At 62.3% G+C, this 14,083-nt stretch carries 14 protein-coding genes and 1 pseudogene; 10 read left to right on the top strand and 5 right to left on the bottom strand.

Annotated features, from left to right (window positions below; all coding sequences use genetic code 11):
• Positions 1-181 precede the first annotated feature (181 nt).
• Positions 182-1,072, bottom strand: coding sequence for an alpha/beta hydrolase family protein (locus tag ACU4E7_RS22005; protein ID WP_447020152.1), 891 nt, complete (start codon positions 1,070-1,072; stop codon positions 182-184).
• Positions 1,073-1,144: 72 nt separating this feature from the next.
• On the opposite strand from ACU4E7_RS22005, the gene ACU4E7_RS22000 reads away from it, so the two are divergent.
• Positions 1,145-1,702 carry a TetR/AcrR family transcriptional regulator gene (locus ACU4E7_RS22000; protein WP_447020151.1) on the top strand — a complete coding sequence of 186 codons (558 nt, stop codon included), beginning with the start codon at positions 1,145-1,147 and terminating at the stop codon, positions 1,700-1,702.
• A gap of 65 nt (positions 1,703-1,767) precedes the next feature.
• Here the strand turns inward: ACU4E7_RS22000 and ACU4E7_RS21995 are convergent, their stop codons facing one another.
• Positions 1,768-2,724 carry a LysR family transcriptional regulator gene (locus ACU4E7_RS21995; RefSeq protein ID WP_447020150.1) on the bottom strand — a complete coding sequence of 319 codons (957 nt, stop codon included), beginning with the start codon at positions 2,722-2,724 and terminating at the stop codon, positions 1,768-1,770.
• A gap of 103 nt (positions 2,725-2,827) precedes the next feature.
• On the opposite strand from ACU4E7_RS21995, the gene ACU4E7_RS21990 reads away from it, so the two are divergent.
• The 3 genes from ACU4E7_RS21990 to ACU4E7_RS21980 all read left to right on the top strand — a co-directional run bounded on the left by ACU4E7_RS21990 (position 2,828) and on the right by ACU4E7_RS21980 (position 5,043).
• Entirely contained in the window at positions 2,828-3,889 is a 1,062-nt protein-coding gene (locus tag ACU4E7_RS21990) for an LLM class flavin-dependent oxidoreductase (protein WP_447020149.1), read from the top strand.
• 65 nt (positions 3,890-3,954) lie between these two features.
• Complete coding sequence (locus ACU4E7_RS21985) at positions 3,955-4,524, top strand: flavodoxin family protein (protein WP_447020148.1); 570 nt, start codon at positions 3,955-3,957, stop codon at positions 4,522-4,524.
• A gap of 57 nt (positions 4,525-4,581) precedes the next feature.
• Positions 4,582-5,043 carry a hypothetical protein gene (locus tag ACU4E7_RS21980; protein ID WP_447020147.1) on the top strand — a complete coding sequence of 154 codons (462 nt, stop codon included), beginning with the start codon at positions 4,582-4,584 and terminating at the stop codon, positions 5,041-5,043.
• An 89-nt stretch (positions 5,044-5,132) separates the two neighbouring features.
• Here ACU4E7_RS21980 and ACU4E7_RS21975 read toward each other — a convergent pair whose 3' ends face one another.
• Positions 5,133-5,750 (bottom strand): PadR family transcriptional regulator, encoded by a 618-nt coding sequence (locus ACU4E7_RS21975; RefSeq protein ID WP_447020146.1) that lies wholly within the window; start codon positions 5,748-5,750, stop codon positions 5,133-5,135.
• 103 nt (positions 5,751-5,853) lie between these two features.
• Between ACU4E7_RS21975 and ACU4E7_RS21970 the strand changes: the two genes are divergently transcribed.
• The 5 genes from ACU4E7_RS21970 (at position 5,854) to ACU4E7_RS21950 (ending at position 10,662) form a co-directional block, all read left to right on the top strand.
• The gene (locus tag ACU4E7_RS21970; protein ID WP_447020145.1) at positions 5,854-6,777 is read left to right on the top strand and encodes an NADP-dependent oxidoreductase; all 924 of its coding nucleotides are present in this window, start codon (positions 5,854-5,856) and stop codon (positions 6,775-6,777) included.
• Positions 6,778-6,802: 25 nt separating this feature from the next.
• Complete coding sequence (locus ACU4E7_RS21965) at positions 6,803-7,666, top strand: aldo/keto reductase family oxidoreductase (RefSeq protein ID WP_447020144.1); 864 nt, start codon at positions 6,803-6,805, stop codon at positions 7,664-7,666.
• A gap of 101 nt (positions 7,667-7,767) precedes the next feature.
• Positions 7,768-8,727 (top strand): metal-dependent hydrolase, encoded by a 960-nt coding sequence (locus ACU4E7_RS21960; protein ID WP_447020143.1) that lies wholly within the window; start codon positions 7,768-7,770, stop codon positions 8,725-8,727.
• 333 nt (positions 8,728-9,060) lie between these two features.
• Positions 9,061-9,318, top strand: coding sequence for a hypothetical protein (locus ACU4E7_RS21955; protein ID WP_447020142.1), 258 nt, complete (start codon positions 9,061-9,063; stop codon positions 9,316-9,318).
• 123 nt (positions 9,319-9,441) lie between these two features.
• Positions 9,442-10,662, top strand: coding sequence for an alpha/beta hydrolase family protein (locus ACU4E7_RS21950; protein ID WP_447020141.1), 1,221 nt, complete (start codon positions 9,442-9,444; stop codon positions 10,660-10,662).
• A gap of 135 nt (positions 10,663-10,797) precedes the next feature.
• On the opposite strand, the pseudogene ACU4E7_RS21945 reads toward ACU4E7_RS21950, so the two are convergent.
• Positions 10,798-11,984, bottom strand: a pseudogene (locus ACU4E7_RS21945) (IS3 family transposase); the annotation flags it as partial.
• A gap of 210 nt (positions 11,985-12,194) precedes the next feature.
• Positions 12,195-13,100, bottom strand: coding sequence for an AraC family transcriptional regulator (locus ACU4E7_RS21940; protein ID WP_447020140.1), 906 nt, complete (start codon positions 13,098-13,100; stop codon positions 12,195-12,197).
• A gap of 87 nt (positions 13,101-13,187) precedes the next feature.
• Here ACU4E7_RS21940 and ACU4E7_RS21935 point away from each other — a divergent pair, with 87 nt between their 5' ends.
• Positions 13,188-14,042: an SDR family oxidoreductase gene (locus ACU4E7_RS21935; RefSeq protein WP_447020139.1), complete on the top strand. Its 855-nt coding sequence runs from the start codon at positions 13,188-13,190 to the stop codon at positions 14,040-14,042.
• The last annotated feature ends 41 nt before the right edge of the window (positions 14,043-14,083 follow it).

The raw sequence follows: 14,083 nt of genomic DNA, 5'->3' as shown, positions 1-14,083 counted from the left end.
TGGGGCTGCCTCCGCAACTTGGACCAACGGCCCCGGTTGGTCGTGCCCTCGCTGGATGCGTTCGATCCGCAGATGCGACTGCTTCAGCCGTGTCCCGCTTCTGCCGAGGCGGTGCGTTCTGCGTCGCCCCGGTAGAGTTGGAGGTGCACCGTCACTCCGCCAGTATCGTTGGCCGAATAGATCAGCCGCTTAGCGTCTCGTCCTCCGGTGCCCAGGGGAGTTCCAAAATTGCCGGCCAGGCGGCGGCCGAGCGCTTGGAGAAGATCTCGATGTGCCGCAGACAGGCCAGGCCGAATTCCGCAGGCGTCAGCGCGCGATAGGCGACGCGACCTTGCGGGAATGCATCAGCATAGCGCCGGACGGCAGCCGGCGGGACGACCACGTCGTCCTCCATCGTCAGCATCCGCAAGGCCGGACCATTCATATGGAAGTCCGGCTCAGGCAGGCTTAGGCCGATATCGCCGTGAAAGAAGTCCCGCCGCGTGCACCACCTGCGCCATTGCCAATAGACCCCGGCGGGAAGGTCTTCCCCGAGGAGTAGCCGCTTGCCTGGCAGATAGCCCGCGAGCGACGTCCCGATGGGTCCCAGGGCGTACCAGAAGGCGAGGGCGAGAGGGCGGTAGCTCCAGGGGTGGTCGCTGACGTGGCCGAACCCCGCACCGACCGTGGTGATCCGCTCGACCCGGATATCATGCCTGCGGAATGGGAAGGCCAGTCCGCCAAGGGAATGACCCAGCACCCACAAGGGCCCTTGCGGGGCGATATCCACCAACGCGCGCTCGGCCGCCCCCTGGTCGCGGATCGCCCAATCCGCGAATGTGGCATCGCTCTCCCGCATCGGCCGCTGCTGGGAGGCCCCGAAGTCGCGGTAGTCATAGGTGAGGACGCCGACCCCGTGCTCCGCGGCCCAGCTCGCGAAGGCCGCGTAATAGCGTTGCGGTACGCCGGTGGCACCATGGAGCACCATGTTCGCCCGCAACGGTCCCGTTGGGGGGAAGTAACAGGCCGCAAGCCCTGCACCCTCCGCCTCGATGGTCATGCGCCGTTGTTCCGCGCCCTGAGCCTGCTCCATGCCCTACTCCATTAGACCGTATGGTCCAATGGAGTTATAGACCATATGGTCTAGACAATATAGAGGTTCGATATGTCGGAAAACTCCAATCGGGATCTCCTTTTGCGCACCGCGTCCGGCCTCTTCCGGCGGAAGGGCTATGACGGTGTCGGACTGAACGAAATCCTTGCCGCCTCTGGGCTGCCGAAGGGGTCGCTGTACTACCATTTCCCCGGAGGCAAGCGTGAATTGGCGGAGGCGGCGACCGCCTGGGCTGGGCAGGCTGTCGAGACTTTGGTGGAGCGGATCTTTGCGGCTGCCACCGATTTCCCGAGTGGCGCGGCGGCGATCCCGCGCGCAATTGCCGATACGGTGAAGCAGAAGGGGCAAGTCCTGGCCTGCCCCGTCGCCAGCATCCTACAGGCCGGGACACAGGACGAGCGACTACGTCTCGCGGCTCGGCAGGTCATATCGAGCTGGACCGTCTGTGTCGCCAAGCACGCCGGTCGCCTCGGACACCCCTCTCCCCAGAGCGCGGCTGAATCCCTCATCATCCAGCTTGAAGGCGCGTGGCTGCTGGCTCTCGCCGAGCAGAATGGCGGCCCCCTCGAACGTCTGGCGGACCGGTTGTCCGAGCGCGCGATGGTCTGATCATCGCAACCGCACGAAACTGTCGTTGACCGCTAACTGAAACGCCGGGAAAACTTGCGTCAGCTTCACACCGCCGGTCCGCTGGTATCGAGATTTGCTTCCCAGAATGGTGGGTCGCGCAGTCGAGAGGCAATCCAAGAGATAAGAGTCTCGGCAATCGGTCGCGGCTCGCGTCGACGTGAGTGCAGTGCCCAAAGATCGACGGGTGCAATAGAAAAATCGAGCTTCAGCGCGATTATCCGACCCGCCGCGATATCGTCGGCGACGAAGAAGCTCGGCAGGTTGCCGATGCCTATTCCTGCCAAAACGGCATCGCGCACGGCCTCGCCGTTGTTTGCGAGCAGGACGGTGCGAGGAGGTTTCGCATTGACCAACTTGCCACTGTCAGACTGAAATCGCCAATCCTGCGTGCTCTGCAACAGACTGTATGCGATGCCTCGATGATGTCCAAGTTCTCCGACTGTTCGAGGCCGGCCGTGGTTCTCAATATAGCTGGGGCTGGCACATATAAGGCGGCGGATCGCACATAGTCGTCGCCCGACAAGATCGCTATCACGCATCTGACCAATACGCAGCGCCACATCATAGTTCTCTGCGGCGATATCGACGAAGCGGTCATCATAGGTGATCTCAGCTTCGACATTTGGATGCTCGGCCAAATAGTCGGTAATGATCGCACCAAGATAGCGCACGCCCAGTCCCGCCGAAGTGGTGATCTTGATGCGTCCGCCGAGCTCCTCGGGGTTGATGGTTACGACTTGGAAGAGATCATCAAGGGACCCGAGCAGCGGCCGTGCACCCTCTGCCAATACACGTCCACGCTCCGTCAACGAAAGCCGTTGGCCGCGATTGAAAAGCGTCACTCCGAGCGCCTTCTCCAGCGCGGTTACCCGTTCGCTGAAAACGGACTTGGCGACGCCGCTCCTGCGCGCGGCCGCCGAGATTCCGCCCGCCTCGACCACGGCGAGGAAGGCGCGGAGAGTGACCAGATCGACGCTCGTGGCGCGTTGAGGCGAGATCATATGCCAGATCTATCGTTCGAAATAGCCGAACACAAGGTTCGCCATCTCCCATCTTTGAGAAAGGGGGCGGGACGGGCCATTGTGGCTCGAACAAGGATCGGCAATGGAAATCGGACTTTACACTTTTGGGGACCTCACGCCGCACCCGGTAACGAAGCAGCCTCCGTCCGGTGCGCAAAGGGTTGCCGAAATCATCGCAGCAGCGCGGCTTGCCGACGAAGCGGGCCTGGATGTGTTCGGCATTGGAGAACATCATCGGCTCGATTATGCGGTGTCGACACCGGCTGTGGTGCTGTCAGCCATCGCCGCACAGACGAAATCCATTCGCTTGACGAGTGCCGTGACCGTTCTTGCTGCCGCCGATCCCGTGCGGGTATTCGAAGATTTCGCGACGCTCGACCTCGTGTCGGAAGGCCGCGCCGAGATTATGGCGGGACGCGGCGCCTTCGTGGAGCCATTCCCCTTATTCGGCTACGATCTCGATCATTATGAGGAAGTCTTCGTCGAAAACTATGCGCTCTTGCGAAAGCTCGGAGCTTCGGAGCGCGTCTCGTGGCGCGGCAGATTCCGGTTAGAACTGCGTGATGCCGCTGTCGCGCCGCGCCCCCAACAGAAGGACATTCCTGTCTGGATCGCCGTCGGCGGAAGTCCCCAGAGCGCCGTACGCACCGCCGCTCTCGGCGCGCCGATGGTCCTCGCCGCGCTCGGCGGCCCGATCGCCGCGCGGCAGGGCATTGTCGATCTCTACCGTCGGTCAGCGCCAGAAGATGCCGTTGGTCTAAGAGTTGCGCTCGCCAGCCACACCCATATCGGGGCCACTTCGCAGGCGGCACGGGACACCTTCCACGCCCACTACTCGCATTATTGGCACCATGCATCGGGCGGGCGCATGCCTCTTATGTCGCGCGCGCAGTTTGATCAGGCGGCCGCGCCAGGCTTGGCGCTCATGGTCGGGTCGCCGCAGGAGCTCATTGACCGGCTGCTGCTGGCGCATGAATTGTTAGGCATCGATCGCTTCCTGGCGCAGATCGACGTCGGCGCGCTGCCCTACACCGAAGTTGCCGCCGTGATCGAGCGTCTTGCGACGCAGGTTGCTCCGGTTGTGCGCAAGGCGACTCGAACGCCATCAACCTCTGATGATCCCTTGCCTATGACAGCCCCATGATGGAGGGCGTTGCGTCATACGCTGAACCATCGAAAACAACCACTTTTAAACACGGAGCATCATCGATGATCAAAATCGCCATCGTTTTCCACTCTGGCTACGGTCACACTCGGCGCGTTGCCGAGCACGTCCGGCAGGGCGCGGCGAGCACGGGAGCTGAGGTCGAGCTGATCGCGATCGATGCCGAGGGCAATGTGCCAGAGGGGACCTGGGAGGGGCTCAAGGCCGCTGACGCCATCATCTTCGGGGCGCCGACCTATATGGGCGGGCCGTCTTGGCAATTCAAGAAATTCGCTGATGCGTCCAGTAAGCCTTGGTATGGGATGGAGTGGAAAAACAAGATCGCCGCCGGCTTTACCAATTCGGCAACGTTGAACGGCGACAAAGAATCAACGCTGATGTACCTGTCGACGCTGGCAGCCCAGCACAAGATGCTTTGGACGGGCAGCGGCATGCACCCATCAAACAGCAAGGCGTCGACCCGTGATGACCTGAATAATCTCGGCGGCTATCGCGGCCTGCTGGTGGTTTCGCCGTCGGACGCGGCGGTCGATGAAATGATCCCGGGAGATCTGAAGACGGCTGAAGCCTTCGGCGCAAACGTGGCCGAGGTGGCGCGAGAGGTTAAGGGCTAAGAGCGTGCCGTCTGAGTGCTTAAGAACGCGAACTATCTCTCATGTGCCGATCAAGGGATGACCGCTCAAATGCATCAGACAGTGTTGCAGAAATCACTTCTTCTCGCCATGCGGCTTCTTGTCGGATGGCTCTTTCTCCGAGCGGGGCTGCGTCAACTTTTCAGTGGTGAATGGACGGCTGCAAATCTTCTAGGGGGAGCCCAAAATCTGAAATTCGTTTTCGATTTCATGATGCAGCCGCCCCTCCTGAATATCATCGATACCATCGTGCCGCTGGTGCATCTCGTGCTTGCCCTGTCGTTCATTCTAGGGATCTTCGTGAGCTTGGCGGGGACGGTCGGGGCGACCCTTATGATGCTCTATTTCCTTCCTGTGGTGCAATTTTCATGGAGTCCACCACCGGCGATTACGAATGAGCACATCGTCTACGCACTTATCATGCTTTATCTTGCTTCCGTTGACGCGGGTCGCGTTTGGGGGTTGCAGACAGTGATCGACAAATTAAGGAGCCGACGCTGATATACGCGTCGGCGCTGGCGGCTCGCGCCGGATGCTGAGGGCCGGAAGCAGCCCGCATTCGTCAGCAACACGGCATCGATCGGCGCCGATCAATCCGGCTTGGCCGTGCCTGCTGGGGTCCGCCCTTTGCGCAGTATCTTTTCTTTGCGCGGCCGGGGATTGCGTTCGTCCTCAACGATTGCGGGGGCTGCTGCCACAAGCTCCGTCAGATACCCGACCTCAGCGGCAAGCCTGCGTTCGGTATGGCGCAGCGCCCATTCCTCGGCCACGCCGACGTAGGGGAGCGCGCCCTCGATCATGGCGCGACGCTCGTCCAGAAGCCTCTGCGTGCGCGCGAGCCGATCGGTCAGGAGGCCGGTAAAGGCGGCCGCGTCGGCCGGCTTGGCTTTGGTCAAAGCAAGGTCGAATGGGTCGTATCTGAACCAGATCTCCGTCAGGCCGCCATCACGCAGTTCCGCCAAAGCCTGGCGACCCGTTTCCGTAATCTCGTAGAGCTGCCGTGTGGGGCGGTTGCCATCCTTCTCCTGTCCGGCTTCGCGCAGCAACCCTTCGGCCGCCAGCCGTTTCATCGCGCCATAGACCGCGCCGACCGGAATGTCGGTCCAGAACGGCACCCGCTTCTTCTCCGCTTCAAGTCGCAGCCTGTGGCCGTGCATAGCTCCCAGTTCGGCGAAGGAGGACAGGATGAAGAGCCGGATCGAAGACATATTGCTTAAATGCTCCCGTGAGAGTAGATACATGAGAGTATATCATGCGGGCTGACGCGCCGCAAACGTGAGCACCCGCCCCAGCCCCGTCCGAAAGGTCGCCATGAAATCCATCCGCATCCATGCCTTCAATGGGCCAGCGGCCATTGAGGAAGTTCCCGTCCCGGCATTCGCCGCGGACCAGATGTTGGTTCGCATCCAGGCTTCCGCGCTCAATCCGCTTGACATCGGCCTGCTGACAGGCTGGGCGGCGCAGTTCTTCCCGATCACCTTTCCTTATGTGCTCGGTAGCGACTTCGCCGGTGTCATCGAGCGGGTCGGCGCATCCGTCGAGGGCTTCAAGCCAGGGGACGCGGTGATCGTATGGGCCGACCCGCTGACGGGTGGCGGCTTGTCTGAATATGCCGCCGTGCCGGCCTCCCATTGCGTGCCGCTGCCCTCGGCGCTGACACCAGTCGAAGGGGCCGCCATACCCACCGCTGGCAGCACGGCCTGGCACGGTCTGTTCTCGGTCGGTCATTTGAAGGCTGGCGAGACGGTGCTGATCCACGGGGCCGCCGGAGGGGTCGGCATGTTCGCGGTGCAGTTCGCCAAAAAGGCGGGCGCGCGAGTCCTGGCCACGGCGTCTGGCGATGGCGTCGATCTGGCGCGGTCGCTGGGTGCCGATGAGGTCGTGGACTACAAGCAGCAGGATTTCGCGCAGGTCTTCAGCGGTGTTGATCTTGTCTTCGATCTTGTCGGCGGCGAGACGCAAGCGCGCAGCTATTCGGTCATCAAGCAAGGCGGGCGCCTCGTGACGCCGGTCAGCCCTCCGGATGAGGCCACGGCCAAGGCGCATGGCGTGTCAGCGACCATGATGTACGTCAAACCCTATGCATCGCAGCTCGGCGACGTTGTTCACGCCGTTGTTCAGGACGGCCTCAAGGTGGTGTTCGACACGTCTGTCCCCTTCGCGGCCTTCGGCGAGGCAATCGAACGTCAGAAATCCCGCCACGCGCGCGGCAAGATCGTCATCACCCAGGTCTGAACAACAGCCCGAAAGGAATAGTAACATGACAGATATAGCGAAAGCGGGCGTCTATAAGATGGGCGACCGCGCCGTGAAGCGGATGGGCTATGGGGCCATGCAACTTGCCGGTCCTCATGTCTTCGGTCCGCCGAAAGAGCATGATGCGGCCATTGCAGTCTTGCGCGCGGCTGTTGAAGCTGGTGTCGATCACATCGACACCAGCGACTTCTACGGCCCGCACATCACCAATCAGCTGATCCGCGAGGCGCTGCATCCTTATTCGGACAAGCTCACCATCGTAACCAAGGTTGGCGCAAAACGCGGCGATGACGGATCATGGATGCCGGCGCAGGCCCCCGACGAGCTGAGGGGGGCTGTCCATGACAATCTGCGGAACCTTGGCCTGGACGTTCTGGATGTGGTGAATTTCCGGGTCATGGGGGAAGTGATGGCCCCCTCGGAGGGCTCGATCGAAGAGCGTTTCACGGCTCTCGCCGAATTGCGCGAGCAGGGCCTGATCCGCCACCTCGGCCTGAGCAATGCCACGGCGGTGCAGGTGGGCGAGGCGCAGAAGATCGCCCCCGTGGTCTGCGTGCAGAACGAATACAACATCGTCAACCGCGCCGATGACACCCTGATTGACCTGCTGGCCGAACAGGGGATCGCCTACGTGCCGTTCTTCCCGCTCGGCGGGTTCTCTCCGATCCAGTCGGATGCCCTGGCGGCGATCGCGGCACGGGTCGGCGCGACCTCGCGCCAGATCGCCCTCACCTGGCTGTTGGCGCGCGCGCCGAATGTGCTCCTGATCCCCGGTACGTCCAGCGTCAAGCATCTCCACGAGAACCTTGCCGCGGCCGAGCTGGAACTCTCCGCCGACACGCTTGCCGAGTTGGACGCCATCGCGTGAGCTTGATCAACACGATACCGGCGGACCAACGCTCGTCGGTATCGACCGGGGTTCCGGCCATCTGCGCGGGAGGAACTGAAAACCCATGCGGGAGCCGTCGAATGGATAATCTCGCCCACTCCCTGATCGGTGCAACGCTTGCACAGACCGACCTCAAGCGGCTGACCGGGTTGGGGACCGCGACCCTCGTTATCGGCGCCAATCTCCCCGACCTCGATGCGTTCGGGTTGCTCGTCGGCGAGAACCTTGCATGGCGGCGCGGTTTGACGCACGGTCCGCTCGGCCTGCTTTTCCTGCCCTTACTGCTCGCCCTTGGGGTGGTGGCGTTCGACAGATGGCAGGCCCGACGAGGAACGCGCCCGAAAAACCGGCTCCCGGTCAGATGGGGCGGAGTGCTGTTTCTGGCCTATCTCGGCGCGCTCTCCCATCCGCTGCTGGACTGGTTGAACGTCTACGGCGTCCGGCTGCTGATGCCGTTTTCGGAGCGCTGGTTCTACGGTGACATATTGTTCATCGTCGACCCGTGGCTCTGGATCCTGCTCTCCGCCGGAATTTTGCTGACCGTGCGGCGCGAGAAGCGTGGCTCAGACAGGCCGGGCCTGCCGGCCGTCGTCGTGCTCGTCGCGGTTGCCGCCTATTGCGGGGCGATGGCCGTGGCAGGCCGCGGGGCAGAAGCTCACGTTGCTCGAGTTCTTGCCGCCGCAGGCGAAGGCACTGCGCGGCGCATCCTTGCAAGCCCTACCGCCGCAAATCCATTCGTCTGGGACATCCTCATCGAAAAGGAGGGGGGCTATGCGTTCGGCGAACTCCTCTGGTCGCCTTGGCCCCGTCTGACGCTCTGGCCGGATATGGTGCCCACCAATATGGGCCACCCGCTCGTGGTTGCCGCCGCCAGGCAGGACAAGCGGATTGCCGATTTCCTCTGTTGGTCGCGCTTTCCATTTGCTGCAATCAACAAAATGGAGGGAAGAGCCGATGTTTTTGTCGGAGACGCGCGATATTCCCGAATGCCACAACTTGGGCCGTTTGGGGTTCGTGCCAATATTCCGATACAAAAGTGAGCGGTAAATCTGCCTCCATGCGCCGAGGCCGGCACGACGATCGACGCATGCGGTCAAGGCTGCGCCCCGGTGGCCCTAGAGTAACGTGAGGCCCGGTACGTTTTCATTTGTTGTATCCCTGCTCGTTCAACCTGCGCGTCTCGATGGCAACGGAGAGCGTTTTCACGGAGCGGTCGGCCGATTGACGTATTCGCGCTCGCGCGAAGTGCACCTTTTGCCAACCAGCCAGCCCGGCTTAAGAAGGCGGTTCTGGCCGGCTTCGACATGGTGCTGCGGTGGATGGCGGCGTAGCGCTAGGAAGAAGCCGACCAATCCCGACATCAGAGTGAATTCGTGCGGCCGACGACCGAACTCCGCCATCTTCGGGGGGCGTGCAAGCCTCTGCGACTTGAAGAGGCCGCGTTCGAGGCCATGTGCGAACGCTGGCCGACGGCCGAACGGCGCGAGGGCCTGCGCGCGGTCGCGACGGCATCGATCGGTGCCCTGCGGCTCGCCATCGATCGGTTTGCCGAAGAGGAAGGTCGCACGCCGCTCGTCGAACTCGTCCGCGCGGCACTCGCGGATCTCAGGGTGGAACTGTCACATGTTTGATCTGGGCGAATAGCCAGCCGGTTACCGCATCCGCTCTTGGCCCACGCCCGCGAACTGATGTCTGCGCCTAACTGACGGCAATGACCTGTGTCCACAACGGCACGCACACCCGAGGAGTAGATCATGGCAACTGACAACCAGAGCAGTCTCCATATGCGTCAACAGGATTCGGGGGTTGCTTTCGGCGGGAAGCATTGGGCCGATCCTGATTTCTTCAGTTCGAATGTGCTGATCGATGCGTTGATCAAGCACATCCTGAGCCTGATGTCGTATGGGATGACCGATCTCGGCGAGGTCCTCGACGTGGTCGGCCATCTCAAAGGAAGCGACGAGGCGGTCTGGCTGAATGAATGGAGCGGATTGGCGCAGCGATTGCAGTCTCGGGCTGAAGATGCTGACGCGAAGGGCAATCGGGTCACGGCCTCGACGGGATATCTGAGAGCGTCGACCTACTGGCGTTGCGCCTTATTTTATTATAGTGACTATGAGGACGCACGCGTAAAGACGTATGCGCGCGCTAGCTTAAAATGCTATCAACGCTACCTCGACATTTCCGGATACCCCGGAGAATATGTCGAATTTCCCTATGGGGCGAGCTTTTTGCCGGGCTATTTTTATCGATCCCCTGTCGCGGGTGAAAAAGCGCCGCTGCTCGTCGTCACTCCGGGCCGCGACACTTGGGCGGAAGACACAAGGTGGGTTTATGATGGCGCCATTCGGCGCGGCATCCATTGCCTGATCTATGATGGTCCTGGTCGGGGATTTGCTTTGCGGCTGAATGACCTCACCTTCCGATCGGATTGGGAGAATGTGGTCAGTCCAATACTCGACCTCGCATTGGCGAAATTCCCTGCAATTGATGAATCCCGCATAGGAATCATGGGATTGAGCTTTGGCGGATTTTTGTCGCCTCGTGCCGCGGCATTCGACAAGCGCATCAAGATTTGCGTCGCAGACCCGGGCAACATCAGCTGGGGTGCGGGCATCATCGAGCAGCTCAAGCCGTTCCGTGACATGCAGAACCTAGATCTGCCTGAACAGGTCCGCAACCTGGTGAAGGACTATGCCTGGAAGCACGGCGTTCCCAACGCAGTGAAAAGCGTCATGGATGCCATCAAAGAATACGATAATTCCGACATTATTGATGAAATCACGTGCGAGACACTGGTTCTGGATGGAGTAGGAGAGGTGTTTCACGGCGCGAAGCCATTTTTTGACGCCTTGAAATGCCCCAAGGACTATATGTTGTTTGATGCGACCTCGACCGCGCAATCTCATTGTCAGATTGGAGGGTATGCCCGGGCCACGGAAGATTTGTTCGACTGGCTAACCAAGCGGCTTTGATAAACAAACGCGATCGGGTGACGCCCGGAGTTCCGCGATGAATACTCAGCCCCCCGGCATCCCATGCCGCCGGAGGGCATGATGCAAAATCACGGTGGCGACTTTGATGGATAGTGACGTTGCCCCCAAGTTCCATCCAGCGGTGAGTTCGTTCTGGCGGTTGGGTTTGGCCTTGTCGGCCGGGTGAGTGGCGGGATCTGGCGCGGAGCTTTTCGCCTGGCGCAGCGGCAGATCCCGTCGCGGGTGGAAGGTGGCGGCGAAAGCGGACGGGGTCTGCCAGCCGAGGGCGGAGTGCGGGCGTGATCCATTGTAGTCGGAGCGCCACCTGCCCAGGGTCGAGCGGGCTTGGCTGAGTGCCGAGAACAGCGTCTCGTTGAGAAGCTCGTCGCGCAGGCGGCCGTTGAAGCTCTCGATGAAGCCGTTCTGCATGGGCTTGCCCGGGGCGATGTAGTGCCACTCGACCTTTGCCGCATCCGCCCAGGCCAGGATGGCATTGGAGGTGAACTCGCTGCCGTTGTCGCTGACGATCATGTCTGGCCTGCCGCGCTCGGCTACAAGACGATCCAGCTCCCGTGCGACACGCCCACCGGACAGCGATGTATCCGCAACCAGGGTGAGGCATTCCCGGGTGCAGTCATCCACGACGGTGAGAATGCGGAAGCGGCGGCCGCAGGTGAGCTGGTCCGACACGAAGTCGAGCGACCAGCGCGCGTTCGGCCGCATCGGGATCGTCATGGGCGCCCGCGTCCCGATGGCCCGCTTGCGGCCACCACGGCGCCGCACCTTCAGGCGCTCCTCTCGATAGAGCCGGAACAGGCGCTTGCGGTTGACCGTGAAGCCCTCCCGCTTGAGCAGCACATGCAGGCGCCGATAGCCGAAGCGCCGTCGCTCATGGGCGAGGGCTTTCATGCGCTCGCGCAGGGCGCCGTCGTCGATCCGCTTCGCCTCGTATCTCATGGTCATGCGGCAGAAGCCGGTGGCTTTACACGCCCGCCGTTCGCTCATCCCGTGGTGCCCCATGAGATGGCCGATGGCTTTCCGCTTGGCCGCGGGCGTCACCACTTCTTTCCCAAGAGGTCCTTCAGGGCGACATTGTCGAGCATCGCGTCGGCGAGCATGCGCTTGAGCTTGGCATTCTCGTCCTCCAACGCCCGCAGCCGCTTGGCCTCAGACACCTCCATGCCGCCGAAGCGGCTCTTCCACTTATAGATGCTGGCGTCGCTGACCCCATGCTTGCGGCATAGCTCCGCAACCGGGATCCCGGCCTCATGTTCCTTCAGGATCCCAATAATCTGCTCTTCCGAAAAACGACTGCGCTTCATGTCCTGGTCTTCGCAATGGGCCAGAACGAACTTCAAACTGGATGAGCCACGAGGGGCAACGTCAGGGCCGGTGCAGAGCGGATCAGATCAGAGGCTGGGTTGAAGCGATTTGTGGTTCTGAGTGAAGAGCGACGGTGCGACGTCTGGCCCGGTTCACGAAGGACTTCAAGGTCTGGAAGGGGAACGCGGACCCATTGCTCCCGCCGGTCGTCATGCGCTCCGCCGGGCACGCGCGAAAGCGCCCGGTGATGTGCCGACCCGTCGGCGGAACGCCGTGCTGAAGGCGCTCGCGGACTCATAGCCGAGCTCTTCCGCGAGGCGTTCCAGGGATTGTCCACCACGGCTCAGGGCGTTCTGCGCCAGGGCCATCCGCCAACGCGACAGATATTCGATGGGGGCACAGCCGACGACGTCAGAAAATCGGGCAGAGAAGGCCGAGCGCGACATGCCGGCGACCGCCGCCAGCTCGGCCACCGTCCATCCGGTTCGCACATCGGCATGCATGCCCCGCAGCACCCCGGCGAGCGCCGGGTCTCGCAGTCCCGCCAGCAGACCAGCGGGCACGACGCCGTGGTCGCGGCCGCGCCAGCGCAGGCACTCCATCAGCAGCACCTCCAGCAGCCGCTCAATGATCATGTCCCGGCCGGGCCGATCGGCTCCACATTCCTCCCTCATCAGATCAATGAGACGCCCGAGGCGGCCGGTGCCGGCGTCAGACGAGTGGATGTGGATCATGGCCGGCAGCAGCTCCAGCAGAACCGGCGCATTGACGGGATCGATCCTGAAGCTGCCGCCGAGCATTCGGAAATCCGGCTCGCCGTCCAGATCCCCATGATGGACGGCCTCGCGCGACGGGGCGCACGGCACACAGGGGACGCCGGGCCGGCTGGACAGGGTGAAGGACGGCGTATCGGGCAGCAGCACGAAGTCGCCGCGGTCGAGCAGAACCGGCTCTTCCTTCTCGATCGCAAGCCAGCATCGCCCGGCGAGCACGATGGCAAACCCCGGCTGCCCATAGGCGGCGTAGCGCGCGCCCCAATCGCCGCGCCCGGTGATCGGCTTCGACAAAGCGGCGCTCGGGCGCAGCAGGGAGATGACCTCGCTGAGGGGATCCATTTTGGACGATCTATAATGAATTAAGGCTATATTATTATATATCGTATCTCCAGCCTGTCTATCCTGCAGGGGAACACGGAGACAGGCATGACCCCCACCATTCTCATCACCGGCACCTCCTCGGGCTACGGCAAGGCGACCGCCGAGCACTTTCTGGCTCAGGGCTGGAACGTCGTCGCCACCATGCGCCGGCCAGACCCCGGAATCTTTCCCGTTTCGGATCGACTGCGTGTGCTCAAGCTCGACGTCACCGATAATGACAGCATCACCCACGCCATCGCTGGCGCGGTTGCGGCGTTCGGTGCCATCGACGTTCTGGTGAACAATGCCGGGATCGGCATGGCCTCCGTGGTGGAAGCCACACCGGACAACATCATCCGCGAGATCTTCGAGACGAACAGCTTCGGCGTGTTCGCAACGTGCCGCGCCATCATCCCGCACATGCGCCGGCAGGGGCATGGCACCATCGTCAACGTGACGTCGAGCACGGCCATCGGCGTTATGCCGCTGGTGGCCATCTACGCGGCCAGCAAATGCGCCGTCGAAGGCTATACGGAATCTCTCTCCTATGAGCTGGAGCCATTCGGTATCCGCACCCGCCTCGTGGAACCCGGCTACGCCCCGACGACGAACTTCACCACGAATGGGGGCCCGCGCATGCAAGGCCTGATCCCGCCGGACTACGAGGCCTTCGCCTACGGGTGCTTCCAGAAGATGGCCGATTATCCGACCGCCTATTGCACCGAGGCGGAGGTGGCTGAGGCCGTGTTCCGCGCCGCGACCGAGGACGGCGAACAGATCCGCTATCCCGCCGGGCCCGACACGCGGCTTCTCGCCGATCTGCGCTGGACCACCTCGGAACATCATTACCTGCAAAAGATGCGGGAGATGTTCCGCCCGAAGCTCGCAAGCAGTGCCCTTGCCGACACGCCTGCGCTCTGAGGCTGCACCTTCGCGACGGCGGGACTGTTTGACCGCCCGCG

It is taken from the genome of Xanthobacter sp. ZOL 2024, from assembly GCF_052932325.1.
The sequence above is the reverse complement of the archived record's forward strand: the minus strand, read 5'-3'. Positions and strand labels throughout refer to the sequence as shown.